Source organism: Pseudomonas bharatica CSV86, from assembly GCF_000319305.2.
Classification (GTDB): Bacteria; Pseudomonadota; Gammaproteobacteria; order Pseudomonadales; family Pseudomonadaceae; genus Aquipseudomonas; species Aquipseudomonas bharatica.
Window position 1 is genome coordinate 1,572,401 of sequence record NZ_AMWJ02000002.1, and the last position, 24,096, is coordinate 1,596,496.

26 protein-coding genes and 1 pseudogene are annotated in these 24,096 nt (G+C 63.4%); 13 read left to right on the plus strand and 14 right to left on the minus strand.

All coding sequences use genetic code 11. The features are described from left to right. Nucleotides 1–157: 157 nt before the first annotated feature. From CSV86_RS21060 to CSV86_RS21075, 4 genes are all read right to left on the minus strand, one after another. Complete coding sequence (locus CSV86_RS21060; protein ID WP_037062082.1) at nucleotides 158–1,522, minus strand: DUF1329 domain-containing protein; 1,365 nt, start codon at nucleotides 1,520–1,522, stop codon at nucleotides 158–160. Between the two features lie 29 nt (nucleotides 1,523–1,551). Continuing rightward, nucleotides 1,552–3,432, minus strand: coding sequence for a DUF1302 domain-containing protein (locus CSV86_RS21065; protein WP_009405880.1), 1,881 nt, complete (start codon nucleotides 3,430–3,432; stop codon nucleotides 1,552–1,554). Between the two features lie 322 nt (nucleotides 3,433–3,754). Further along, on the minus strand, nucleotides 3,755–5,437 hold the full coding sequence (locus CSV86_RS21070) for a fatty acid--CoA ligase (RefSeq protein ID WP_009405882.1): 1,683 nt from the start codon (nucleotides 5,435–5,437) through the stop codon (nucleotides 3,755–3,757). Nucleotides 5,438–5,574: 137 nt separating this feature from the next. Beyond that, a complete protein-coding gene (locus tag CSV86_RS21075; protein WP_009405884.1) occupies nucleotides 5,575–6,201 on the minus strand; it encodes a LysE family translocator in 627 nt (208 codons plus the stop codon). A 237-nt stretch (nucleotides 6,202–6,438) separates the two neighbouring features. On the opposite strand from CSV86_RS21075, the gene CSV86_RS21080 reads away from it, so the two are divergent. The 5 genes from CSV86_RS21080 to CSV86_RS21100 all read left to right on the plus strand — a co-directional run bounded on the left by CSV86_RS21080 (nucleotide 6,439) and on the right by CSV86_RS21100 (nucleotide 10,250). Further along, on the plus strand, nucleotides 6,439–7,014 hold the full coding sequence (locus CSV86_RS21080; RefSeq protein WP_009405886.1) for an NAD(P)H-dependent oxidoreductase: 576 nt from the start codon (nucleotides 6,439–6,441) through the stop codon (nucleotides 7,012–7,014). Nucleotides 7,015–7,026: 12 nt separating this feature from the next. Further along, nucleotides 7,027–7,383, plus strand: a complete 357-nt coding sequence (locus tag CSV86_RS21085) for a MerR family transcriptional regulator (protein WP_009405888.1) — start codon at nucleotides 7,027–7,029, stop codon at nucleotides 7,381–7,383. A gap of 19 nt (nucleotides 7,384–7,402) precedes the next feature. Next, nucleotides 7,403–8,359 carry a 2-hydroxyacid dehydrogenase gene (locus tag CSV86_RS21090; protein ID WP_009405890.1) on the plus strand — a complete coding sequence of 319 codons (957 nt, stop codon included), beginning with the start codon at nucleotides 7,403–7,405 and terminating at the stop codon, nucleotides 8,357–8,359. A 54-nt stretch (nucleotides 8,360–8,413) separates the two neighbouring features. Then, nucleotides 8,414–9,412, plus strand: a complete 999-nt coding sequence (locus tag CSV86_RS21095; RefSeq protein ID WP_009405892.1) for a methyltransferase — start codon at nucleotides 8,414–8,416, stop codon at nucleotides 9,410–9,412. Between the two features lie 253 nt (nucleotides 9,413–9,665). Beyond that, complete coding sequence (locus tag CSV86_RS21100) at nucleotides 9,666–10,250, plus strand: TMEM165/GDT1 family protein (protein ID WP_170395132.1); 585 nt, start codon at nucleotides 9,666–9,668, stop codon at nucleotides 10,248–10,250. 136 nt (nucleotides 10,251–10,386) lie between these two features. On the opposite strand, the gene CSV86_RS21105 is transcribed toward CSV86_RS21100, so the two are convergent. Further along, nucleotides 10,387–11,202, minus strand: coding sequence for a M48 family metallopeptidase (locus CSV86_RS21105; protein WP_037062075.1), 816 nt, complete (start codon nucleotides 11,200–11,202; stop codon nucleotides 10,387–10,389). Between the two features lie 1,240 nt (nucleotides 11,203–12,442). On the opposite strand from CSV86_RS21105, the pseudogene CSV86_RS33515 reads away from it, so the two are divergent. Together CSV86_RS33515 and CSV86_RS33520 are read left to right on the plus strand one after the other, a co-directional pair. Continuing rightward, nucleotides 12,443–12,643, plus strand: a pseudogene (locus CSV86_RS33515) (HAMP domain-containing protein); the annotation flags it as partial. 114 nt (nucleotides 12,644–12,757) lie between these two features. Beyond that, entirely contained in the window at nucleotides 12,758–13,501 is a 744-nt protein-coding gene (locus CSV86_RS33520; RefSeq protein ID WP_372239085.1) for a methyl-accepting chemotaxis protein, read from the plus strand. Between the two features lie 87 nt (nucleotides 13,502–13,588). On the opposite strand, the gene CSV86_RS21115 is transcribed toward CSV86_RS33520, so the two are convergent. From CSV86_RS21115 to CSV86_RS21125, 3 genes are read right to left on the minus strand one after another with little or no spacing between them, the layout of a single operon-like run. Continuing rightward, the gene (locus tag CSV86_RS21115) at nucleotides 13,589–14,212 is read right to left on the minus strand and encodes an SOS response-associated peptidase (protein ID WP_009405900.1); all 624 of its coding nucleotides are present in this window, start codon (nucleotides 14,210–14,212) and stop codon (nucleotides 13,589–13,591) included. Nucleotides 14,213–14,222: 10 nt separating this feature from the next. Continuing rightward, a complete protein-coding gene (locus CSV86_RS21120) occupies nucleotides 14,223–14,483 on the minus strand; it encodes a putative signal transducing protein (RefSeq protein ID WP_009405902.1) in 261 nt (86 codons plus the stop codon). Then, nucleotides 14,483–14,665 carry a CPXCG motif-containing cysteine-rich protein gene (locus tag CSV86_RS21125; RefSeq protein ID WP_009405904.1) on the minus strand — a complete coding sequence of 61 codons (183 nt, stop codon included), beginning with the start codon at nucleotides 14,663–14,665 and terminating at the stop codon, nucleotides 14,483–14,485. Before CSV86_RS21125 ends, CSV86_RS21120 begins: the two co-directional genes overlap by 1 nt. Nucleotides 14,666–14,772: 107 nt before the next feature. Between CSV86_RS21125 and CSV86_RS21130 the strand changes: the two genes are divergently transcribed. Further along, complete coding sequence (locus CSV86_RS21130) at nucleotides 14,773–15,939, plus strand: 1-acyl-sn-glycerol-3-phosphate acyltransferase (RefSeq protein WP_009405906.1); 1,167 nt, start codon at nucleotides 14,773–14,775, stop codon at nucleotides 15,937–15,939. Between the two features lie 90 nt (nucleotides 15,940–16,029). On the opposite strand, the gene CSV86_RS21135 is transcribed toward CSV86_RS21130, so the two are convergent. Next, a complete protein-coding gene (locus CSV86_RS21135; RefSeq protein WP_009405908.1) occupies nucleotides 16,030–16,290 on the minus strand; it encodes a hypothetical protein in 261 nt (86 codons plus the stop codon). Nucleotides 16,291–16,448: 158 nt separating this feature from the next. On the opposite strand from CSV86_RS21135, the gene CSV86_RS21140 reads away from it, so the two are divergent. Then, nucleotides 16,449–16,655 carry a hypothetical protein gene (locus CSV86_RS21140; RefSeq protein ID WP_009405910.1) on the plus strand — a complete coding sequence of 69 codons (207 nt, stop codon included), beginning with the start codon at nucleotides 16,449–16,451 and terminating at the stop codon, nucleotides 16,653–16,655. 141 nt (nucleotides 16,656–16,796) lie between these two features. Here CSV86_RS21140 and CSV86_RS21145 read toward each other — a convergent pair whose 3' ends face one another. Continuing rightward, on the minus strand, nucleotides 16,797–17,381 hold the full coding sequence (locus CSV86_RS21145; protein ID WP_009405912.1) for a YajG family lipoprotein: 585 nt from the start codon (nucleotides 17,379–17,381) through the stop codon (nucleotides 16,797–16,799). A gap of 171 nt (nucleotides 17,382–17,552) precedes the next feature. Here CSV86_RS21145 and CSV86_RS21150 point away from each other — a divergent pair, with 171 nt between their 5' ends. Both CSV86_RS21150 and mqo read left to right on the plus strand, forming a co-directional pair. Beyond that, on the plus strand, nucleotides 17,553–17,786 hold the full coding sequence (locus CSV86_RS21150) for a hypothetical protein (RefSeq protein WP_009405914.1): 234 nt from the start codon (nucleotides 17,553–17,555) through the stop codon (nucleotides 17,784–17,786). Between the two features lie 603 nt (nucleotides 17,787–18,389). After that, entirely contained in the window at nucleotides 18,390–19,895 is a 1,506-nt protein-coding gene (gene mqo, locus CSV86_RS21155; protein ID WP_009405917.1) for a malate dehydrogenase (quinone), read from the plus strand. A 173-nt stretch (nucleotides 19,896–20,068) separates the two neighbouring features. On the opposite strand, the gene CSV86_RS21160 is transcribed toward mqo, so the two are convergent. The 4 genes from CSV86_RS21160 to CSV86_RS21175 all read right to left on the minus strand — a co-directional run bounded on the left by CSV86_RS21160 (nucleotide 20,069) and on the right by CSV86_RS21175 (nucleotide 21,991). Further along, entirely contained in the window at nucleotides 20,069–20,359 is a 291-nt protein-coding gene (locus CSV86_RS21160; protein WP_009405919.1) for a PA4642 family protein, read from the minus strand. A 61-nt stretch (nucleotides 20,360–20,420) separates the two neighbouring features. Continuing rightward, complete coding sequence (locus CSV86_RS21165; protein WP_009405921.1) at nucleotides 20,421–20,888, minus strand: hypothetical protein; 468 nt, start codon at nucleotides 20,886–20,888, stop codon at nucleotides 20,421–20,423. Between the two features lie 67 nt (nucleotides 20,889–20,955). Next, complete coding sequence (locus CSV86_RS21170; RefSeq protein WP_009405922.1) at nucleotides 20,956–21,429, minus strand: WbuC family cupin fold metalloprotein; 474 nt, start codon at nucleotides 21,427–21,429, stop codon at nucleotides 20,956–20,958. Nucleotides 21,430–21,433: 4 nt separating this feature from the next. Continuing rightward, entirely contained in the window at nucleotides 21,434–21,991 is a 558-nt protein-coding gene (locus CSV86_RS21175) for a hypoxanthine-guanine phosphoribosyltransferase (RefSeq protein WP_009405927.1), read from the minus strand. 165 nt (nucleotides 21,992–22,156) lie between these two features. Between CSV86_RS21175 and upp the strand changes: the two genes are divergently transcribed. Both upp and CSV86_RS21185 read left to right on the plus strand, forming a co-directional pair. Further along, entirely contained in the window at nucleotides 22,157–22,795 is a 639-nt protein-coding gene (gene upp / locus CSV86_RS21180) for a uracil phosphoribosyltransferase (protein WP_009405928.1), read from the plus strand. A gap of 2 nt (nucleotides 22,796–22,797) precedes the next feature. After that, complete coding sequence (locus CSV86_RS21185) at nucleotides 22,798–24,072, plus strand: uracil-xanthine permease family protein (protein WP_009405930.1); 1,275 nt, start codon at nucleotides 22,798–22,800, stop codon at nucleotides 24,070–24,072. Nucleotides 24,073–24,096 lie beyond the last annotated feature (24 nt).

Consider the following 24,096-nt stretch of genomic DNA (forward strand, 5'->3'; position numbering starts at 1 on the left):
GATCGAGGGTGTTGCTGATGGCCTCATCGCTGGCAAGCCAGCTCCCACAGGTCCTGTGGGAGCTGGCTTGCCAGCGATGAGGCCCGAGAGCCCCACACAAATCAAAACGCCCCGGCAAGCCGGGGCGTTCTGGGGGATCACACGGAGTAGGTGAAACTTAACGAATACCGCTCTGACGCAGTGCCGCCGGCTGGAAGTCAGCCTTGGAGGCGGTGAAGCCGAAGTCGTAGGCTTTCTTCTCTTCGTTCTTCATGCCCAGTGCCAGGTAACGGCCCGATTGCAGGTCGTAGATGGCCTCCAGGGTGTACCACGGGACCTGGACGTTGTAATAGTCCTGGGCATGGGCCTCGGACACACGCCACAGCTGGCCACGGCCGTCATACTGGTCGATCACCGCAGCTTGCCAGGTGTCCTCGTCGATGTAGAAGTCACGCTTGGCGTAGATGTGCCGCTGGCCCGGCTTCAGGGTGGCGACCACGTGCCAGACACGGCGCAGCTCGTAGCGGGTCAGGTCCTGGTTGATATGGCCCGGCTTGATGATGTCGGCGTACTTGAGGGTCGGCGAGTCCAGCTTGTAGGCGTTGGAGGCGATGTACATCTCCTTCTTGCCTTCCAGTTTCCAGTCGTAGCGATCCGGCGCGCCGTTGAACATGTCGAGGTTGTCGGAGGTGCGCAGACCATCGGCGGCGGTACCCGGGCCGTCGTACGACACTTGCGGTGCCTGGCGTACACGACGCTGGCCGGCGTTGTAGATCCACGCCTTGCGCGGTTCCTTGACCTGGTCGAGGGTCTCGTGGACCAGCAGCACGGTACCGGCCAGACGTGCCGGGGCGGTCACTTCCTGCTTGAAGTAGAACAGCACGTTGCCCGGGTTGGCCGGATCGAAGTCCTTCATCCGGTCGCGGAAAACGAACTGGTCAGCGAAGTACACCAGACTGTAGCTGCCGTTCTGCTGCGGCGTGGCCTGGGTTACCAGGCGGGACACGCTGCCACCGCGATAGCGGGTGATGTGGTTCCAGATGACTTCCACACCGCTTTTCGGAATCGGGAACGGCACGGCGACCTGGAAGTTGTTCAGGCCGTTGCCGCCTTCGACCAGGGTGGTCGCGGTGGCGTTCTTCTTGATCGCGGCAAAGACGTCGTCCGGTACGGTGGCGCCGCGGTGGGTCTTGTATACCGGGATCTTGAAGGTGTCTGGATAGCGCTTGAGCATGGCGATCTGCCCAGGAGCCAGCTTGTCCTTGTACTGCTCGACGTTCTGCGCAGTGATGGTGAACAGCGGCTTGTCGGTACCGTAAGGATCGGACAGGAAGCCCCGGGCATCGGCGCTGCCGGCGGTTTTCGACAGCGGCTCCCACGGGCCGATGGAGCCATCGGCGTTACCGGCCTTTTCCGCACCCATCGGAGTCAGGGTAGTGCCCAGCTTGGCGGCTTCGTCGGCGGAAACTGCGGCCATCACGCTGCTCGCCAGCAGGGACAGGCCCAGTACGCCGGCTTTCAGCAAAGTCTTGGTGCTTTTCATGGTCATGTGCTTCTTCCTGGAAAATGCGCTTAGAAGTTCACGCCGAAGCTGAGGGCGACGAAGTCGCGGTCATCCACGGTGCTGTACTTGCCGTCGAAGAAGTTGGTGTACGACAGGCTGACGTTGTAGGTGTTGAGGTAGTCGGCATCCAGGCCGAGGCTGATCGCCTTGCGACCTTCCTCGAAGTTGCCGCCAGGGCCAGGCGAGTAGCCGTCGACGTCGTGGGACCAGGCCACGCTCGGCTTGAGGTTCACGCCTGCGAACACGTCCGGGTAGTCCCAGATCGCACGGCCGCGGTAGCCCCAGGAAGTACGGGTGGTATAGCCGTCGTCTTCGCAGTTGCGCGTAAGGTTGGCCGTGGACGCTCCGTTGGCGGCACCGGCGATGGTGTTGGTGTTGAGCACCGCGCAGGTATTGCGGCCCGCGGTGGCTGGCAGAGGGCCTGGGCCGAAGACCGGGTCACGGCCGTAACGCACCTTGTCGCTGCTTTCCAGGCCACCCACCACGGTCATGCCGACTTCACCCACCAGCGTCAGGCGGCTGGCGCCCATCACCTGGTCGAAGAAGTGCGTGAAGGTGGTTTGCAACTGGGTCACTTCCTTGCGGCGGTAACCGTGCAGGTCCTGGCCCGGTTGGCCCTTGAGCAGGGATGCGTTGCTCAGGCCGAATGCCGGTGGCAAGGCGGTGACGCCGGCATACAGGATGTCGGTGGTGTTCAGCTGTACCGGAGCATTGGGACGGTAGCTGATCTCGCCGCTCCAGGCGGTACCGGTGGGCAGCGTGGTGGAGAAGCTCAGGCCGTAGAGACGGATGTCTTCCGGGTACTCGACGAAGTACTTCGAGTTGCCGGCGACGATGACCGGAGCCAGGGCCCCCGATGCTGCCGCTGCCGTGTAGGCCGCCTGCGGCGCGCCGGTTGCACTGAAGATCGGCGCCCGGCTGTGATAGTTCATGGCGTACAGGCCGAACTCGGTGTTCAACGGCTCGAACATGTAGCGCAACGCCACACCGAACTGCCCGCTGTCGCGTGCGTCGCGGTCAGGTCCGCGGGCGACTTTCACCCCTTCTTCGTTGACATCGATGCCCCGGCTGCGCAACAGCGCCTGCACGGGTGCCGACAGGGCACGACTGCTGGACAGTACGCGCAGGTTGTCGGAGCAACCATCGGCAATCACGTCCGGCTGCGAGAAGAAGGTGCCGCAGTTGTCCACTACGGTCTGGTCCCATTCGAGCTGGTAGAAGGCCTCGGCCGAGAGGTTGTCGGTCAGGCTCTGGGAGAAATAGAACATGTTGACCGGGATCAGGCCTTCCTTGATCTCGGAACCCGGGCGACGGAACGCGGCCACGTCGATCGGGTTGATGGCGTTGATGCCGCTGCCGATGAAGGTACTTTCACCCCAGCTCACCACCTGCTTGCCCAAACGTACCGAGCCCGGCTGATCGGCAATGGAGTAGTTGTGATAGACGAATGCGTCGAGAATCTGCCCGCCGGAGGACTGTGCCCCCTCCTTGCGGTTGGAGTCGCTGATGTCCTTGAACTCGCGGTGCTCGTCCTTCAGCTCGAAGTCATACCAGTACTTGCCGCGCACGAAGACACCGGTGTCGCCGTATTTCAGCTCCAGGTCATGGATACCCTTGAAGATCTTCGAGAAGGTTTCACCGCGCTTGAAGTTCAGGTGACCGTCGTCGGAGGTCTGGGACAGACCCTTGCCGCCGTTGTTCACCCCGATCAGGTTCTTGTTCGGGCTTTGCGTGGACCAGCTGGCGCCGACCGACAGCGACGAGTCGAAGCTGCCCTCGATCTCCCCGATGTTGAAACTGACCGCGAATGCAGGGCTTGCAAGCGTAGAAGCGAGGCTGACGGCCAGGGGCAGTTTTGCCCGGCGCCAGAACAGATTTACTGATGTCATCGACGCTACTCCATGTACTTTATTTTTATGGCAGTGAGTCCTTCAAAGAAACGAGGCCGATCGGTCGCCAGTTGGCAGGGCGTGTCGGTTGCGCAGTTGCGCGGTCCCCATTCCTCAAAATCCCCTGACCCGACTATAGCCAGCAGGTAGTAGTGCTTGATCCCTCTAAAGTGTGATTTGCACATCACCCTCGCCCGTGCTGCTGCCAGAGCGGACGACACGAGGACTGGCCGGGCAAAGAATGGCTGATATTTTTCATTTCACAAGGCCGCGAAGCGTCTGCAACACGGCTCGCGCCGGCCAGGGCGCGAGCCGGAGCGGCTCAGAGGGTGGAAAGAAATGCGCTGTTGCTGGCCTGCCATTCGATGATGTCGACGCGGATGCGCTTCTTGTCCAGCTTGCCGACGCTGGTCTTGGGAATTTCGGTAACAACGGCGATCTGGCTGGGGATCGCCCACTTGTTGATATGCCCCAGCTCGACGAACGGCTTGAGGTGCTCCTTCAAGACCCGGGCGTCGATGCTGGCCCCTTCGTGCACCACCAGCAGGGCGAACGGGCGCTCGCCCCACTGCGGATCGGCAACGCCCACCACTGCCACCTCGCGCACTGCGGCATGGCGGCTGATCAGGTCTTCCAGGTCCAGTGACGAGATCCACTCGCCACCGGTCTTGATCACGTCCTTGATGCGGTCGCGGATATCGATCACGCCCATGGCGTCGAGGGTGGCGACGTCACCGGTATGCAGCCAGCCACCGGCCCACAGTTCCTCGCTCTTCTCCGGCTCGCGGAAGTAGCCCATGGTCAGCCACGGCGCCCGCAATACAAGTTCGCCCTGGGACTCGCCATCGGCGGGCAGGAAGTTGCCGTCGCCATCGATGATCGCCGCTTCGACCAAGGGTACCGGCACGCCGGCCTTGATCCGGTAGGTGATGCGCTCGTCCTCGCTGCCGGCAAGCAGCTCTTCGTTGAGGTGGGCGCAGGAAATCAGCGGGCAGGTTTCCGACATGCCGTAGGCCGCCGTCAGCTGGATGCCACGGGCCTTCGCCGCTTCGTACAGGGCACGGTTCAGCGCGCTGCCGCCGATAATGATCTTCCAGCCGCCGAAGTCTTCGTTCTGCGCGGTCTTGCAGTGCAGCAGCATCTGCAGGATGGTCGGCACGCAGTGGGAGAAGCTGACTTTCTCCTCGCGCCATAGCCGGACCAGCATGTCCGGCTCGTAGCGCCCGGGATACACCTGCTTGAGCCCGAGCATGGTGGCGACGTAGGGAATGCCCCAGGCATGCACGTGGAACATCGGGGTGATCGGCATGTACACGTCGTCGGTGCCGAGCAGGCGCACGCTGTCGATGCTGCCGGTAACAGTGGCCACGCCCATGGTGTGCAGGACCAGTTGCCGATGGGTGAAGTACACCCCCTTGGGGTTGCCGGTGGTGCCGGTGGTGTAGAAGGTGGTGGCGACGGAATTCTCGTCGAAATCCGGGAAATCGTAGTGAGGGCTGGCGGCGGCCAGCAGTTGCTCGTACTCGCCCACCAGGTTGGGCAGTTCGGCGGTTTTCTCCTCGCCGTCGGTCAGCAGCAGGGTGTTTTGCACCGTGGTCAGTTGCCCGGCGATGGCCTGGTAGAGCCCGACGAAATCGCTGTTGACCAGCACGAAGCGGTCTTCGGCGTGGTTCATGGTGTAGAGGATCTGTTCGGGCGACAGCCGCACGTTGATGGTGTGTACCACCGCGCCGATCATGGGGATGGCGAACATGCATTCCAGGTAGCGATGGCTGTCCCAGTCCATCACCGCCACGGTGTCCCCGGCCTTGACCCCGGCCTCGGTGAGGACGTTGGCCAGGCGCGCGATGCGCTCGTTGAGGGTCGGGTAGCTGTAGCGCAGCTGATCGCGATAGACGATCTCGCGGGTTTTCTCGTAGCGGCTGCCGGACATCAGCAAGCGCTTGATCAGCAGCGGGAACTGGTAGGCACCCTGGGCGGGGGCAATGACACGAGTCTGCAACATGGGAATCCCTTTTCTGGAGTTGCACGAGGCATTGGACACAGGGTCCTTACTCTAGAACGGGGCTGCGGCGGCAAAATCAGCCAAAGGAATGATTTGGCCGCCTCCCGACCCGACGGGCACGCCGTCGGGCGCTTCGGTCAGCGCATTTCGCTGAAGGCGATCCTGATTCCCAGGGCGATCAGCACCGCCCCCATCGCACGGTCGAACCAATGCCCCATGCGGGCGAAGGTGGCGCGCACACGGGCCTGGCTGAACAGCATCGCGACCAGGCAGAACCAGAGGCCGGTGGCCAGGGCCAGGTAGACGCCATAACCGGCCTGGACCAGCAGCGGGGTGTGCGGGTCGATGACCACGGTAAACAGGGACAGGAAGAACAGGGTCGCCTTGGGGTTGAGGCCATTGGTCATGAAACCGGCGATCCAGGCCGCCCGTGGAGTGCGCTCGACCGTGGAGACCTGGACCGCCTCGCCGGCGGCGGCCGGACGGGCGCGCAAGGCCTTGAACCCGATGTACACCAGATACGCCGCGGCGGCCCATTTCAGCGCATTGAACAGCATGATCGACTGCGACACGATCAGGCCGATGCCCAGCAGCGAATAGCCGACATGCAGGAAGATCGCCGTGCCGACGCCAAAGGCGGTCCAGGTACCGGCGCGGCGGCCGTGGGTAACACTTTCCCGCACTACCACGGCAAAGTCGGGACCGGGGCTGGCCACGGCGAGCAGGTGGATGAGTGCGACGGTGAGGAATTCTGCCCAGTACACGAACGGAGGCTCCTGGTGAGGAAGAGGGTGCTTACCTTAACACCTTGTTACAACATCGGTGGTAAGGGTGACTTCACTGACGTCATCGCTGGCAAGCCAGCTCCCACAGGGTCCGTGTGCACCGCTCCACTGTGGGAGCTGGCTTGCCAGCGATGAGGCCAGTGAAGTCACTACAAAATTTGACTCTCCCCCATGGGTCAGCCTCCATCCTGCCCTGCTTTCCAGCAGGAACCCATCATGACCCAACGCATCCTCATTCTCCTCGGCCACCCGTCCCGCGACAGCTTCTGCGCCGCTCTCGCCCGGCAGTACCGCGACACAGCCCTGCAGGCCGGCCACGAAGTGCGCCTGATCAGCCTCGGCGAACTGGACTTCGATCCCATCCTGCGCCAGGGCTACCGCAAGCCCCAGCCCCTCGAGCCGGACCTGCTCGACGCGCAACAGGCCATCACCCTGGCCAGCCGCCTGGTCCTGGTCTTTCCCATCTGGTGGGGCGGCATTCCGGCCTTGCTCAAGGGCTTTCTCGACCGCGTGCTGCTCCCGGGCTTTGCCTTCCGCTACAAATCCGGATCACCCTTCCCGGAAAAACTGCTCGCCGGCCGCCACGCCCATTTGCTGGTGACCATGGACACGCCACCCTGGTATTACCGCTGGATATACGCGATGCCCGGCCTGCACCAGATGCGCCGCACCACGCTGGCCTTCTGTGGTATCCGCCCGGAAAAGACGTTAACGTTCGGCCCTCTTCTCTCGTCCACCCCCCAGCGGCGCCAGGCCTGGCTTGCGAAGACCCACGCCCTGGCCCAGCGTTGAAAAGGATCTTCGATGTATATCGGCGAAGCCGCCCGCCTGTCCGCGACCACCGTCAAGACCATCCGCCATTACGAACGCATCGGCCTGCTGCCCGAACCCCGACGCCATGGCAAGTACCGGGTCTATGACCAGCACACCGTCGAGTTGCTGGTGCTGGTCAAATGCGCGCAAAAGCTCGGCTTTACCCTCAGGGAGATGCAGGCTCTAATGGCCGACGACCAGACCGGCCGCGACAGCATCCGCGCGGCCATTGCGGCAAAGAGCGCACAGGTGCAGCAGCGGATCGACCAACTGCAACGCCAGCTCGCCGACCTGCATGCCTTCGACGCTAGTCTCCAGCAGATTCCCGACAGCTGTTTCCATCTCTGAATTTTCCAGGAGCCCCGCCATGACCCACGCCGTCTTTCTCGACCACAGCTCGCTGGACCTGGGCGATCTCGACCTCAGTGGCCTGCGCGAGAGTTTCAGCCGCCTGGACGTGCACGCCTCCACCGCGCCGGAACAGGTGGTGGAGCGCTTGCAAGGGGCCAGCGTGGCGATCAGCAACAAGGTGGTGCTGGACGCCGCTGTGATCCAGGCCTGCCCCGAACTGAAGCTGATCCTGGTGGCCGCCACCGGCACCAACAATATCGACCTGCAGGCCGCCCGCGCGCGCGGCATCGTCGTCAGCAATTGCCAGGGCTACGGCACGCCGTCGGTGGCCCAGCACACCCTGGCCCTGCTGCTGGCCCTGGCGACCCGCCTGCCGGATTACCAGCGCGCGGTGGCCGACGGCAAGTGGAGCCAGGCCAAACAGTTCTGCCTGCTGGACTTCCCCATCGTCGAGCTGGAAGGCAAGACCCTCGGCCTGCTCGGCCATGGCGAACTGGGCGGGGCAGTGGCGCGCCTGGCCGAGGCCTTCGGCATGCGCGTGCTGATGGGCCAGCTGCCTGGCCGCCCGGCCCGCAATGACCGCATGGGCCTCGACGAACTGCTTCCACAGGTGGATGCCCTGACCCTGCACTGCCCGCTCAACGACAACACGCGCAACATGATCGGCGCCGCGCAACTGGCCTTGCTCAAGCCGGGGGCTTTCGTCGTCAATACCGCCCGCGGCGGGTTGATCGACGAACAGGCCCTGGCCGACGCCCTGCGTTCCGGGCACCTGGGCGGAGCGGCCACCGATGTGCTGACGGTGGAACCGCCGGTCAACGGCAATCCGCTGCTGGCAACCGATATCCCGCGCCTGATCGTTACTCCGCACAGCGCCTGGGGCGCGGTGGAAGCGCGCCAGCGCATCGTCGGTCAACTGGCCGAGAACGCCCGGGCCTTCCTCGCCGGAGCGCCGCGCCGCGTGGTCAGCTGACAAAGGCCGGCTTCTGCTAGAATTCGCCCCCTTTTTTCTCAGGAGCCGCCGTCCATGGACCCGCGCAGTGAAGTGTTGCTTCGTCAGGCCGATCTGTTCACCGGCCCGCTGCTGCTCGCCGGCTTGCCCGCCGACAGCCTGCTGGGCAGCTTTGCCCAGGCGCATGGCTGGAGCTGGCATGCGGGCGACCAGGCACTGCTCGATGCACGTTTCGCCGGGCGCAGCCATTACGGGGTGGAAGTACCGGACGTCGCCTTCGAGGCGGCCGTAGTGTTCCTGCCCAAGTCCCGGGACCTCGCCAACTATTTGCTCAACGCCCTCGCCTCGCGCCTGGGCGGGCGCACCTTGTACCTGGTCGGTGAGAAACGCGGCGGCATCGAGGGCGCGGCGAAGCAACTGCATGCCTTCGGCAAGCCACGCAAGCTCGACAGCGCCCGGCACTGCCAGCTGTGGCAGGTAACTGTGGATAACCCGCCGGTGGCGCAACCGCTGGACAGCCTTGCCCTGCGCTTCGAGCTGCCGCTAAGCGATGGCACGTTGCAGGTGGTCAGCCTCCCGGGGGTATTCAGCCATGGCCGCCTGGACCGGGGCACCGCCCTGTTGCTGGAGCATCTGGACGGCCTGCCGACGGGCCATGTGCTGGATTTCGGCTGCGGTGCCGGGGTGCTTGGCGCGACCATCAAGCGGCGTTATCCACAGAGCCGGGTCACCCTGCTCGACGTCGATGCCTTCGCGGTCGCCAGCAGCCGCCTGACCCTGGCCGCCAACGGGCTGGAGGGCGACGTCATCAGTGGCGACGGGATCGACGCGGCCCCGCGTTCGTTGAATGTGATCCTGAGCAATCCGCCGTTCCATACCGGCGTCCACACCAATTACCAGGCCTCGGAAAACCTGCTGAAAAAATCTGCCGATCATCTGGAAAAAGGTGGGGAAATGCGCCTGGTGGCGAACAGTTTCCTGCGCTACCCGCCGCTTATCGAAGCAGCCATGGGCAACTGCGAGACGCTGGTCCAGGCCGACGGTTTCAAGATCTACCGGGCATTGCGCAACTGAGAAACAGCGCTTGCACAAACCGATCGGCGCGGGCAGAATCCGCCCCGTCCTAGGGGAGTAGTCTCCCGCGAGCGCCCTGCTCGCATGGTGCGACGTCAACATACTTGGTCCACAGACCATGGCGCGCACGACCCACGATCCGCACCAGACGGATCCAGGGTTTGACAAGACCTATGACACGCACACCTTACCCGGGGCGGGGAGGTCGTACGTGTCATAGCCGTGTCGACCCGCCCCCGTAGGAATCCTGATGCTGGAATCGCTGCTCGTCCCCACCGGAATCGTTGCCCTCGCTGAAATCGGCGACAAGACGCAACTGCTTGCCCTCATTCTCGCCGCGCGCTTCCGCAAGCCCTGGCCGATCATCGCCGGCATCGTTGCCGCGACCCTTGCCAACCATGCCGCCGCCGGTGCCGTCGGGGCCTGGGTGGGCAGCTTCTTCAGCAATGTCACCCTGCACTGGATCCTGGCCGCGAGCTTCCTCGCAACCGCCGCCTGGACGCTGATTCCGGACAAGATGGACGATGACGAAGCCAGTACCGCGAAGCGCTACGGGCCGTTCCTGACCACGCTGATCGCGTTCTTCCTGGCCGAGATCGGCGACAAGACCCAGGTCGCCACGGTGATGCTGGCGGCGCAGTATCCGCATCTGATCATGGTGATCATCGGCACCACCCTGGGCATGCTGATTGCCAACGTGCCGGTGGTATTGGCGGGCAACTTCGCCGCGGAAAAACTGCCGTTGACCCTGATCCGCCGACTGGCGGCGAGCGCGTTCGCGGTGCTGGCGCTGATCGCCGTGTATTCGGCGATGCAGGCCAGTGGCTGGGTGGGCTGAGGCGATCTGACGGGCTGCACAAAACCCTGTGGGAGCTGGCTTGCCAGCGATTTGGCCCGACCCGGCAACATCATTGCCCGGGCCGTCCTCATCGCTGGCAAGCCAGCTCCCACAAGGGCAGAGTAGGCTGGGAGATTTATTTTTTCGCCTGCTCGTACAGCGGCATCACCTTCGGAATCGCCGCCTGCAACGAGGCAATGCGGCTATCCGAGGCCGGGTGGGTGCTCATGAACTCCGGCGGTGCCTCGCCTCCCGAGGCCTGGGCCATCTTGTTCCACAGGGTGATCGCGGCGTTCGGGTTGTAGCCGGCACGGGCCGCCAGCTCCAGGCCGATCAGATCGGCCTCGTTTTCATTGCTGCGGCTGTTGGGCAGGGTCAGGCTGTACTGCACGACGGTGTCGGCCAGTTGCAGGCTGTCTTCACCCAGGCCGAGCAAGGCTCCCGCGCCGGAACGCGCCATCTGGATGCCATAGGCCTTGGACATCGCTTCGCGCCCGTGCTCGCGCAGGGCGTGGGCGATTTCATGGCCCATCACCGCGGCGATTTCATCGTCGGTCAGCTTCAGCTTGTCGATCAGGCCGGTGTAGAAAATGATCTTGCCGCCAGGGCCGCAGTTGGCGTTGAGCTCGTCGCTCTTAATCAGGTTGACCTCCCATTGCCACTGCGCCGAATCCGGGCGGAATTTCGGCGCCTGGGCGATCAGGCGATCGGCGATGGCCTGGATCCGCTTGGCATTGGCGCTGGTCTTGTCCAGCACACCCTTGCCGGACGCCTCGCCGAGGGTCTGTTGGTAGGACTGGGCGTACATCTGGTTGACCTGGTCGGTCGACAGCATGCTGAACATGTACTGCTTGCGCTCGACCCCGACCGCGCCGCCGCTGGTGGTGTTCACCGCCTGGCAACCGGCCAGGATCGAAGCGCCCAACGCACCGACAACAATCAATCTACGCATGAAAAAACTCCCTTCTGACATGGGCCGTATCCTAGGACGGTGCCAGTGATCGCGCCACAACCGTAAGCAAAGATTTCTCTCAGACCGCCTAATGATTTAGTGGTTTCGCGCCGATAACAGCGGAGCAAGGCGACCTTCCCCTGCGTTCGGAGCTCCCATGAAGTTCAAGTCGATCCAGTTTTCCGTTGCCGCCCTGGCGGGCGCTATCGTGTTGAGTATCGTCGCGGCACTGGTGCTGTATGCAGTGATTTCCGGGGCCCGGACCCAGGACCTGGTGGAACGCCGGACCCAGGAGCAGTTCGATGCAGTGATCGAGCAGCGCCTCACCGCCCTGGCCCAGACCCAGGCCAGCCAGATTCTCCGGCGCCTGGAAGCGCCACTGTTGATCACCCGCGGCATCGCGACCACCAATGCCCAGATCGGCCTGAAGGACGAAGCGGGCAACTCGCGCCTGAAGGTCGAGCGCGAGCAGTTGATCGGCCTGCTCAAGCAGACCCTGGTGGATAACCCGCTGCTGCTGGGCACCTATGTCGCCTGGGAGCCGAATGGCGTCGACCGTAATGACGGCAGCTATGTCGGGACCACGGTCGAAGGCATCGATCCAGCCAATGGCCGCTTCCAGCCCTGGTGGTACCGCAATACCGACGGCAGCCTCGCCCTTGAGAAGCTGGTCGACCTGAGCAACGACACCCTGCTCTCCACCGGCGTGCGCGCCAGCGAGTACTACCTGTGCTCGAAGGAAAGCAAGCGGGCCTGCGTCATCGACCCGGCGCCATACAAGGTCGGCGACAAGATGGTGATGCTCGCCTCCTTTATCCAGCCGATCCTGGTCGATGGTCAGTTCCACGGCATCGTCGGCGCCGACCTGTCGGTGAACTTCATCCAGGACCTGCTCAAGGCCGCCGACGCGCAGCTCTACGACGGTGCCGGCGAGCTGGCGCTGGTCGCCAACAACGGCCGCTTGGTCGCCTATACCAGGGACGAGGGCAAGTTCGGCGAGAAGGCCAGCGATGTCCTGCCCGCCGCCGATACCGCCGGCCTGGGCAAGCTGAGCGGCGACGCGCTGCGCTATGAACTGGACCGTGATGCCGGGCAGATCCGTCTGTTCCTGCCCTTCCAGATCGGCGATACCGCGCAGCGCTGGACCCTGCTGATCGACCTGCCGCTGAGCGCGGTGATGGCCGACGCCGAGAAGATGCAGAACGAACTGAGCGAACAACGCCGCACCGACCTCACCGGCATGACCCTGGTCGGTCTGGCCATCGCCGCCCTCGGCCTGCTGGTCATCTGGCTGCTGGCCCACGGCATAGCCCGCCCGCTGCGGCAGATGGTGGCGATGCTCGACGATATCGCCCAGGGCGAAGGCGACCTCACCCGCCGCCTGCACAGCGACCGCGCCGACGAACTGGGTTCGATCGCCAAAGGCTTCAACACCTTCCTCGGCAAGCTGCAGACCATGATCAGCCAGGTGGTGACTTCGGTGCAGAAGGTCAGCGACTCGTCGGAGCACACCGCCGACATCGCCATCCGTACCAACCAGGGCGTGCACAAGCAGATGGCGGAGATCGATCTGGTCGCTACCGCCGTCCATGAAATGACCGCCACCGCCCAGGACGTCGCGCGCAATGCCACCCACGCCGCGCAGGCCGCGAGCAACGCCGACCAGGCGGCCAACCAGGGCCTGTCGATCGTGCGCGACACCTCGCAGTCCATCACCGCGCTGGCCGACGAGATCGGCCGCGCCGTGGGCGTGGTGCAGACCCTGGCCCGGGACAGCGAGAACATCAATGCGATCCTCGTGGCGATCCGCGCCATCGCCGAACAGACCAACCTGCTGGCTCTCAACGCCGCCATCGAAGCAGCCCGGGCCGGTGAGCAGGGTCGTGGCTTCGCCGTGGTCGCCGACGAAGTGCGCAACCTGGCGCAGAAGACCCAGCAGGCCACCGAAGAAATCCAGCAGATGATCCAGCAACTGCAGCAAGGCACACGCGATGTCGTGCGGGTGATGGAGGACAGCCAGGGCAAGACCGACATCAGCGTGCAGCAGGCGGCGAAGGCTGCGGATGCGCTGGAAAGCATCACCCGCGCGGTGTCGGTGATCAATGACATGAACACCCAGATCGCCAGTGCCGCCGAGGAACAGAGCGCGGTGGCCGAGGATATCAACCGCAACGTGATCAATATCGGCCAGGTCGCCAACGAAGTGGCCGGCGGCGCCGACGAGTCGAGCAGCGCCAGTGCCGAGCTGACCAAGCTGGCGGAGCAGCAGCGCCGGCTGATCAACCAGTTCCGCGTTTGATTCAGCCGCAAGCTGCAAGCCATAAGCTGCAAGAAAAAGCGCCGCATACTGCTCTTTCTTACCGCTTTAAGCTTAAAGCTTGCAGCTTCAAGAGGCCGGGGTCAGGCACTCCGGCGCATCGAGCCTGGGATCATTGACGAAGTTGGCCAACACCCGCTCGCGCAAGGCGGCGGGCGGACTGGCCAGCAGGGCATGGAGGTCGGCCAGCGGGGTCTCGGGATCCAGCCAGGCGGCCTGCCCTGCTGCATCGAGGATCAACGGACGGCGCTGGGTCATGGCCGGCTGGGTCACCACCGCCGTACTCAGCCAGACCTGCTCCTGCACCGGATACGCTTCCCAGATCGCCGCGAAGAACAACGACGCGCCCTCCCCTGGCGTCAGCCAGTACGGGCGCTTGCGCGCGGTGCCGCGCCACTCGTAGAAACCGTTGGCCGGCAGCAGGCAGCGGCGTTTGGCGAAGGCGTCGCGGAACATCGGCTGGTCGGCCAGGGTTTCGGCGCGAGCGTGGGCCGGAGTGCGGGTCAGGTCGGTGAGCCAGGACGGCGTCAAGCCCCAGCGGGCACGGGCCAGGGTCAAGCGGTCGGCTTCGCGGCGCTGGATCAGTACCTGGGCACCCGGGGAGATATTCCACTGCGCCTTCTGGTCAGCAGGGAAGCCGGGCAGCGCGGCGAAGGCCGGCGACCAGCGAAAGAGAGCGTAGCGTCCACACATCAGGCAAAACCTAGCAAATCAGGATTCCGGGGAAACTCTCCGGCTCGTCGCCAGGAAGCGGCTGGGCAGCATTGTACGCGGCGATCAGTTGCCGTGCGTACTCGGCCTGGTCATCCGGCACGGCAAGGCCGAGCAAGCCCTGCAACGGCAGCTCGCCTATACCGCCCATCAGGTCGCGGCCGACCAGATGGGCATCCACGCCTTCGTTGCCGAGCATGCCCAGCAGGACTTCGGCTTCCAACAGGTTTTCCGGATCGTAGATTCGCTGCATCAATCATTCTCGGCTTTCACGTCGAGCATCCATTCGTCACCGTGCACCTGCAGGATGAAAAGGACCGGCTTGCAGCAGACCTGGCAATCTTCAATGTACTGCTGGTCGCCGCCCGAGAGGTCGACGGTGGTTTCCACTTCTTCACCGCAATAGGGACAATCGTAGATCGCAGTTTCGAGCATCGCGGCCTCCGCGGTTACTTATGCGTATAATTGCCGGTCCTGCGCCCCGAGCCCGGATTTGCGGCGCAGCCCTACCCTTTACCCTAGTCGTTTCACAACAAGAGAGCATGATGGGCGAATTCGATGCCATCCGACCCTATGACGACGCTGAAGTCCCTGCCGTTCTGGCACGCCTGCTCAGCGATCCGGCATTCCTCGATATCCTGACCCGGTTCCGCTTTCCGCGGATGGCCAATGGCTTCGGCTGGCTGCTCAAGCCGCTGATCGCCCGGCGCCTGCGCAAGGAGTTCGCCGGGGTGAAGTGCGTCGCAACCCTGCAGGACAAGGTCGAGTTCTACGTCGATCACACCATCGAACGGGCCACCGACGGTGTTACCTACACCGGCGTCGAGCAGTTCAAGTCGGGCACCGCCTATCTGTTCCTGGCCAACCACCGTGACATCGTCATGGACCCGGCCTTCGTCAACTACGCCGTGTACCACGCCGGCCTGCCGACCCCGCGCATCGCCATCGGCGACAACCTGCTGCAGAAGCCGTTCGTCAGCGACATGATGCGCCTGAACAAGAGCTTCATCGTGCACCGCTCCATCAGCGGCCGGCGCGAGAAGCTGGCGGCCTACCAGTTGCTTTCGGCCTACATCAACCACTCGATCCGCAACGACGGTGCGTCGATCTGGATCGCCCAGGCCGAGGGTCGGGCCAAGGACGGCAACGACCGTACCGATTCGGCGATCCTCAAGATGTTCCACATGAGCCGCAAGGACGAGCCGTTCGGCGGGGTGATCCAGTCGTTGAACCTGAGCCCGGTGTCGATCAGCTATGAATACGACCCGTGCGACCAGGCCAAGGCCCGCGAGCTGTATATCCGCGCGACCACCGGTACCTACACCAAGGCGCCGGGCGAGGACGACCTGAGCATCGGCCTGGGCATCACCGGCTACAAGGGCCGCGTGCATATCAACTTCAACGCGCCGGTGACTGCGCTGTTCGAGGACACCAAGCAACTGGCGGCGCATATCGACAGGCAGATTCTCGGCGGCTACCGGTTGTTCCCGGTGCACTACCTGGCGTATGCGCAATGGGCGGACGCGGATCCGCAATTGCAGGTACCGAAGGCCAACGAGGTGTTCGGTGCCGAAGAGCTGGCCAAGGCCCAGGCGGAGTGGCAACGGCGGCTTGAGGCTTGCCCTGAAGAGCACCGGCCATACCTGGTGTTGCAGTATGCGATGCCGGTGCGCAATCAGTATCGGGTCAAGGCCGGGTTGCCTTTGTAAGGCGTCAGGGCCTCATCGCTGGCAAGCCAGCTCCCACAGGTTCATCAGCACTGTGGGAGCTGGCTTGCCAGCGATGAGGCCCTCAAAGGCTCAGATCCAGGTACTGACCCACGACAACAGCAGGGCCATCGCCAGGAAGGCAAAGCCCATGCTGTAGTGGAAGCGATTGACCCGCTGGGTCAGCAGGTCGATCGCCGCTTCACCCGCGGGCAGGCTGTTCATGGCCCGCGCCGCGCGGCGGCGGGCTCCGTGCAGGAGCAGACCCGCCGGGCAGGTGAGCACAAGGGCAAACAGGTTGATGAGTTTGGCCGGGTGGGCAACGAACAGCCCCCAGAGCATTTGCAGCGACATCGCCTTACCTCGAAATGACCACGATTGCATCGGAACGCGCGCATTCTACCCAAGCGCCCGGCTCGCGCTCGTGCTTTGCGACCAAATGACCGACACCGTCATACGCTCGTCATGATCCCGGGCCACCCTGTCGCACTCGCAACGCACAGGAGCTTGTCATGCTGCACGCCGAAAACCAGGATCGCCTCTATCTGATTGCCCAGAGCGAGGAGCAGGAAGCGCTGATCGACGGTTTGGCCTTCAATGTCCAGGACCGCCAATGGCTGGTCTATTGCGCGCTGGGCGGCCACCAGCACGAGCATTTGCCGGAGATCGACAGTCAGACCGGCATCAGCGTGCTCGATTTCTACGTCGAGGCAGCCTGACGACACCGACCATGTGGGAGCTGGCTTGCCAGCGATAGCGGTAATCGCTGGCAAGCCAGCACCCACAGGGCCGCACAAGCCGCAATAAAAAGCCCGCGCCCTGATAACAGGACGCGGGCTTTTGCATTTCTGCGGTAAGGCTTACTCGCCCAGCACCTGACCGATGGTCGGGTCCTTGAACAGGCGGGTCAGCGCATCGCTGAGCACGTCACTGACCAGCTTGGTATTGGTTTCCTGGTTCGGCGCCATGCCGAAGCGCTGATCCAGAGACGCACCGTAACGGCCGCTGTAACGACGGTTGGCGTTGTTCACGTCGGCCTTGAAGGTGGCGCCGATGGTCGCTTCGGTGACGTACATGCCCTCTTTCGGCGACTGGTATTTCAGTTCCGCCAGGGTCACGGTCAGCTGCGGCGCATTGTAGGCATTCGGCGTCGGAGTGAAGCCGAGCAGACGCACGGCAGCTTCGGCCTGGGCCTGCAGTTTGGGCAGTACATCATTGCCGGTCACGGTGATGGCGCTGGTTTCCGGGTACAGGCCGCCGCGGGTGCCAAGGGTCTGGGTGCCACGCCCATCGACAACCCGCACCACCACCGGCTGGCCATGGCCGACGGGAGCGAGCTGGGCGGTGAGTTTCGGTTGCGGGCTGAGTTGTTGCGGACTATGGGCACAACCCACCAGGGTCAGGCTGGTCACAGCGATCAAACCGAACAACAAACGTTGCAACATGCTCATCTCTCCTGGAATGGCGACAAAGGGCGCCAGTATACCCAGCGCCCGCGGCGCCAGTCATCGGATCCCTGCAGGGTAAGACCCTTCTTTCATCCACGGATTCCGCTGTCATACGTACTTCATCATCACCGGCTTATCCTTGCGCCAGTCCCCACTAGGTACTTCGCCATGAACAGCTTCTGGTCCCTGCTCTTCAAGCGCCAGCCACAACGCCACTTCGCCCGCCTCGATGCCAGTGGCCTGTGCCAGGCATTCAAGTGCTGCGAGCTGCCGCCCGTCGGCGCCGGCTGGGTCGAAGTCAACGAGCCCGCGCTGTGCTGGCTGAACCGCCCCCTGCCCGCCAGCGCCCGGCTGGTGCAGCGTCGTCGTGGCAATCTGCTGCAGCGCACGCTGGCCGCCTGACGGGCGCGCAAGAAAAGTCTGCAATAAAGGCCATTTCTGCCCGCGACATCGTTATAATCTGCCCCCGATTATAAGGACGTCTCCTGATCGGGCCCCGCAACACCGCCAATGTCATGCATCGGCATTCCCAAGATCGCCCACAGAGAGCCGTTCACACAGGTCTTGCGCAGCCGGTGTGCCCGCTTTTTGGCCCTCCACGCTCTGCACTGAACCTGACGAGCCTGCCCTGCACGGCTCCTTTTTGAGGTTCACGACTCCAAAAGAGCGTGAAAAAACGGGTTTTCACAACTTCACAAGAGTGTGGCGAGCATGAACAGTCTGGTATGTGCAAAAGCATCATCAGTACCCCTGGCAGCTTCAAGCAGTGGGTATCGGCCCTCATCCGAGGTGAACGACTGAGGCCGGTCCACAGCGCACGACGGGCACCTCGACCATAAGTCGAATTGCCGAACCGGTCGCTGGATGCGTTCATATGCAACGTAGAGAGCCCGGTTGGCAGTGTCCGTGAACGTTGGAAAAACTGTGAAGTAGCGGATAGGGCATTCCGGCGGGTCCGGGGTCCTATGCTGTCAATTAGGTGCTGATGATTTTGGAGATGCGTTAATGGCGCAGAACGAAGCAGTCGATGTAGTACTGGTGGGCGCGGGCATCATGAGTGCCACCCTGGCCGTGCTGCTCAAGGAACTCGACCCGGCGATCAGGCTGGAAGTCGTCGAGTTGATGGATTCGGGTGCCGCGGAAAGTTCCAATCCGTGGAACAACGCCGGTACCGGCCATGCCGGGCTGTGTGAACTGAACTACACGCCTCAGGCTGCCGACGGCAGCATCGACATCAAGAAAGCGGTGCACATCAACACCCAGTTCGAGGTTTCCCGGCAATTCTGGGCCTACCTGAGCAAGAAAGGCGCGTTCAGCTCGCCGCGGGCGTTCATCAACCCCGTGCCGCACCTGAGCTACGTCGAGGGTGAGAAAGGCATGGCCTTCCTCAAGAAGCGCTACGAGTTGCTCAAGCAGCACCACGCCTTCGCCGAAATGGAATACACCGAAGACCATGCGGTGATGAAGGACTGGATGCCGCTGATGATGCCGGGCCGCCCGGCGGACCAGAAGATCGCCGCGACCCGCGTCATGAAAGGCACCGACGTCAACTTCGGCGCCCTGACCAACAAGCTGCTCAAGCACCTGGGCAACGCTGCGGACGCGCAGGTCAAGTATTCCAAGAAGGTTACCGGCCTGCGCCGTAACGGCAGCGGCTGGACTGTCACCGTCAAGGACGTGAACAGCGGCAGCAGCCGTGACGTCGATGCCCGCTTCGTGTTCCTCGGCGCCGGTGGCGCGGCCCTGCCGCTGCTGCAGATGTCGGGCATCCCGGAAAGCAAGGGCTTCGGTGGCTTCCCGGTCAGCGGCCAGTGGCTGCGTTGCGACAATCCGGAAATCGTCAAGCAGCACCAGGCCAAGGTCTACAGCCAGGCCGCCGTGGGCGCTCCGCCAATGTCGGTACCACACCTCGATACCCGCGTTGTCGATGGCAAGAAATCCCTGCTGTTCGGCCCATACGCCGGCTTCACCACCAAGTTCCTCAAGCACGGCTCGTTCCTCGACCTGCCGCTGTCGGTGCGCATGGGCAACATCGGCCCGATGCTGGCCGTAGCCCGCGACAACATGGACCTGACCAAGTACCTGGTCAGTGAAGTGATGCAGTCGATGGAACAGCGCCTGGACTCCCTGCGCCGCTTCTATCCGGAAGCGAAAGCCGAGGACTGGCGCCTGGAAGTGGCTGGCCAGCGCGTGCAGATCATCAAGAAGGACCCGAAGAAAGGCGGCATCCTGCAGTTCGGTACCGAACTGGTGGCTGCACAGGACGGCTCGCTCGCCGCGCTGCTGGGTGCTTCGCCAGGCGCCTCGGTGACCGTGTCGATCATGCTGGAACTGATCGAGCGCTGCTTCGCCGACAAGGCCAAGGGTGCCTGGGCCGAGAAGCTCAAGGAAATCTTCCCCGCCCGGGAGAAAGTCCTGGCGGCCGACGCCGAGCTGTACCACAAGGTCGCGGCCTACAACGACGAGGCCCTGGGCCTGGTCGAAAGCAGTCCGGCGCCTAGCTACGCCTGATCTGCTCCCATGAAAAAACGCCCATCTGGGCGTTTTTTCATGCCTGGGATTCATGGAAACTTCATCGCTGGCAAGCCAGCTCCCACAGTGATCGAGTGCTCCGCCGGACCTGTGGGAGCTGGCTTGCCAGCGATGAGGCCATCAGCCACACCACAAATTCAGGCCCCTGGAGATCAACCCCGGGCCTTGTCGATGATCTCGATATATTCCGGCGCATTGCGCTGGTCGGCGATCACCTCGACGAAGGTCTTGCCGTGCTCGTCTTTGCCGTCCAGGTCATAACCTGCCTCGACGAAGAAACCGACGAAGCGCTCGAAGTCGTCGATGCGCATGCCCCGGTAGCCCTTGATCAGCTTGTGATGCGAAGGGGAGCCCTGGCCCTCGGCCGGCTCGTACTGGAGGAAGGATTTGACGTAGTCGTCGCTGATTTCGTCGCCAATCACCTGCTTCTTGTCTTTACGCATTACCGACTCCAACTGAACCATCAAGGACATTTTCCAATGGGCCGGGAGTGTACCCCGCCGCTCAGCGCGTGCGAAGGGTTCCGGTATGCAGGTCGGCCCAGATATGCCCGTTGGCGTAGCTGAGGAACTGGACGTAGACGATGTCGTTGCGCAGCAGGTCGAGGATCACCTGGTACTGCGCCGGCGCATAGTTGAGGGTCAGGGTGCGGGTTGTGCTGTCGTAGGCCGGTTTGCGCAGGCTCTTGCCCTCGCCGTCGAAGCTGATGACCACCTGGCTGATGCTGGCGCCCTGGTTCAGCGGCTTGCCCTTGAGGCGCATGGTCAGCGACGAGGTGATCGGCAACGGCTGCTGGCTGGACTGGCGCTGGTTGCCCACCACCACCGAATAGCTGGTGACCTGCAACAGTTGCTGGCTTTCCGGAGCATCCTGGCGTACGGCCAGTTCATCCGGCGGCAGGAATTGGCCATGCATCGGTGCAGCAGCAACAGGAAGAGCTAGGAACAGGAGAAGCGGGAGGATCGCACGCATGACAGGCTCCTTGAAGGCGGCCTGGCACTCTAGCATGGCAAAAGGGCCCCGGCGGGGCCCTTGTGGGTCAATCGAACTGCGCAAGCATCCAGGCTTGATAGGCTGCCACTTCCGGCTCGCCTTCCCGCGGCGCCCAGGGCGCCATGTCGCCGTCGGCCACCGGACGATAAGGCCCGGCCTTGCACTCGAACATCACGCTGTCGCGTTCGAGCACCACCAGGCCATGGAAAATCCCCGGCGGCAGGTCGACGCCCAGGCAGTTCCCACCCGGCTCCAGGATACGCTTGTCGATGACCGTGCCCGCCTCGTCGAAAATCAGCAGGCCCAGCTTGCCCTTGAGCACGATCAGGGTTTCCGCCTTGTCCAGCGCCTGGTGGCGATGTGGCGGGATGTAGGTTTCGGGCTGCAGGCCGACCGCCATCCGGTGGCACGGATCTTCCATTGCATGGAAATTATGGTGCTGACGTCCGCGTGGGCTCTGCCCGGCCTTCTGCGCGACATCGGCAAACAGCGTTTGATCGAGGAACTGGGTGTTGCTCACGGTTTCAGAGTCCTTTGACGGCATAGATGCCATTGGCGTTGCGCCAGTAGCCTTTGTAATCCATACCATACCCGAAGACGTAGCGATCGACGCAGCTCAGCCCGGTGAAATCGGCCTTCAGGCCAGGGCTGGCCTTGCGCTCATGGTCCTTGTCGATCAATACCGCCGTATAGACGTTGCGCGCCCCGGCATGGCGGCAGAAATCAAGAATCGCGCTGAGGGTATGACCTTCGTCGAGGATGTCGTCGATGATCAGCACGTCGCGGTCGATGAACGAGACTTCCGGCTTGGCCTTCCAGAACAGGTCGCCGCCACTGGTCTGGTTGCGGTAGCGGGTGGCGTGCAGGTAGGAGGCTTCCAGCGGGAATTGCAGCTGGGTCAGCAGTTTGCCAGCGAAGATCAGGCCGCCATTCATCACGCAGAACACCACCGGATTGCTCTCGGCGAGCTTTTCGCTGATTTCCACGCCGACGCGGACGATCGCCGCTTCGACTTCGGCTTCGCTGTGCAGGCAGTCGGCTTCCCGCATGACTTGGCGGATGTGCTCGAGATCAGCGGACATGAATGCTCTCCAGGTGGTCAGGTTTTGGAAAAGCGGGCAAAGGTACGCATCCACACGCACCAGATCAAGCATTTATGGACTAACGTCCTGTATGCCTATAGGAGCACGTGGACGAATAGATTAATCTAGCGCGGTTTTTTTGCCCGCATTCCGGAGCCCTCCCCTATGCCCATCCGTGAGATCCGCCATCCGCTGATCCGCCACAAGCTCGGCCTGATGCGCCGCGCTGATATCAGCACCAAGAACTTTCGCGAACTCGCCCAGGAAGTCGGCGCGCTCCTGACCTACGAGGCCACCCAGGACCTGCCCCTGGAAAGCTATGAAATCGATGGCTGGTGCGGCAAGGTCCAGGCCGAGAAGATCGCCGGCAAGAAGATCACCGTGGTTCCGATCCTGCGCGCCGGCATCGGCATGCTCGACGGCGTGCTGAGCCTGATCCCGGGCGCCAAGGTCAGTGCCGTGGGCGTGGCACGCAACGAGGAAACCCTCGAAGCGCACACCTACCTGGAAAAACTCGCGCCGGAAATCGACCAGCGCCTGGCCCTGATCATCGACCCGATGCTGGCCACCGGCGGTTCCATGGTCGCCACCATCGACCTGCTCAAGCGCGCCGGCTGCAAGGACATCCGTGCGATGGTCCTGGTCGCGGCGCCGGAAGGCATCGCCGTGGTGGAAAAAGCCCACCCCGACGTACAACTCTTCACGGCTTCGATCGACCAGCGCCTGAACGAAGACGGCTACATCATTCCCGGCCTGGGCGACGCCGGCGACAAGATCTTCGGTACCAAGCAGAAGGACGCCTGAGCATGCAGGACGAGTTCAACGACCCGCTGTGGCGGCAGATCGTCTCGGGCGCGCAGATGCTCTTCGTGGCCTTCGGCGCCCTGGTGCTGATGCCGCTGATCACCGGCCTGGACCCGAACGTGGCACTGTTCACCGCAGGCCTGGGAACCATCCTGTTCCAGGTGGTGACCGGCCGTCAGGTCCCGGTGTTCCTCGCCTCCAGCTTCGCCTTCATTACCCCGATCATCCTCGCCAAGGGCCAGTTCGGCCTGGCCGAGACCATGGGCGGGGTGATGGCCGCCGGCTTCGTCTACACCTTCCTGGGCCTGGCGGTGAAGATCAAGGGCACCGGTTTCATCGACCGCCTGCTGCCGCCGGTGGTGATCGGCCCGGTGATCATCGCCATCGGCCTGGCCATGGCGCCGATCGCGGCGAACATGGCCATGGGCAAGGCCGGTGACGGCAGCGTCCTGATGCCGTACAGCACGGCGATGATGATTTCCATGCCAGCGCTGCTGACCACCCTGATCGTCGCCGTGTTCGGCAAGGGCATCTTCCGCCTGGTGCCGATCATCGCCGGCGTGCTGGTGGGCTTCGCGCTGTCCTTCGCCTTTGGCGTGGTCGATGTGGCCAGGATCGCCGCGGCGCCTTGGCTGGAACTGCCGAAGTTCACCGCCCCGGCGTTCAATTGGCAGGCCATCCTGTTCATCGTCCCGGTCGCCCTGGCTCCGGCGATCGAGCATATCGGCGGAGTGATCGCAGTGGGCAGCGTGACCGGTCGCGATTACCTGAAGACCCCGGGCCTGCATCGCACGCTGCTGGGCGACGGCATCGCCACCACCACTGCCGGCCTGTTCGGCGGCCCGCCCAACACCACCTACGCCGAAGTCACCGGCGCGGTGATGCTGACCAAGAACTACAACCCGAAGATCATGACCTGGGCGGCGATCTTCGCCATCGTCCTGGCCTTCATCGGCAAGTTCGGTGCGCTGTTGCAAAGCATCCCGGTACCGGTGATGGGCGGGATCCTCTGCCTGCTGTTCGGCTCCATCGCGGCGGTGGGCATGAATACCATGATCCGCCACAAGATCGACCTGAGCGAAGCACGCAACCTGGTGATCGTCTCGGTGACCCTGGTGTTCGGTATCGGCGGCGTGCTGGTCGGCAGCGGCGACGGCCCGGACGACTGGGGCCTGAAGGGCATCGCCCTGTGCGCCATCGTGGCCATCGGCCTGAACCTGCTGCTGCCGGGCAACGATAGCTGGAAAAAGAAAGTGATGGACGATCACCTGCCGTGATCCGGTTGATCCTCCGTTAAACGA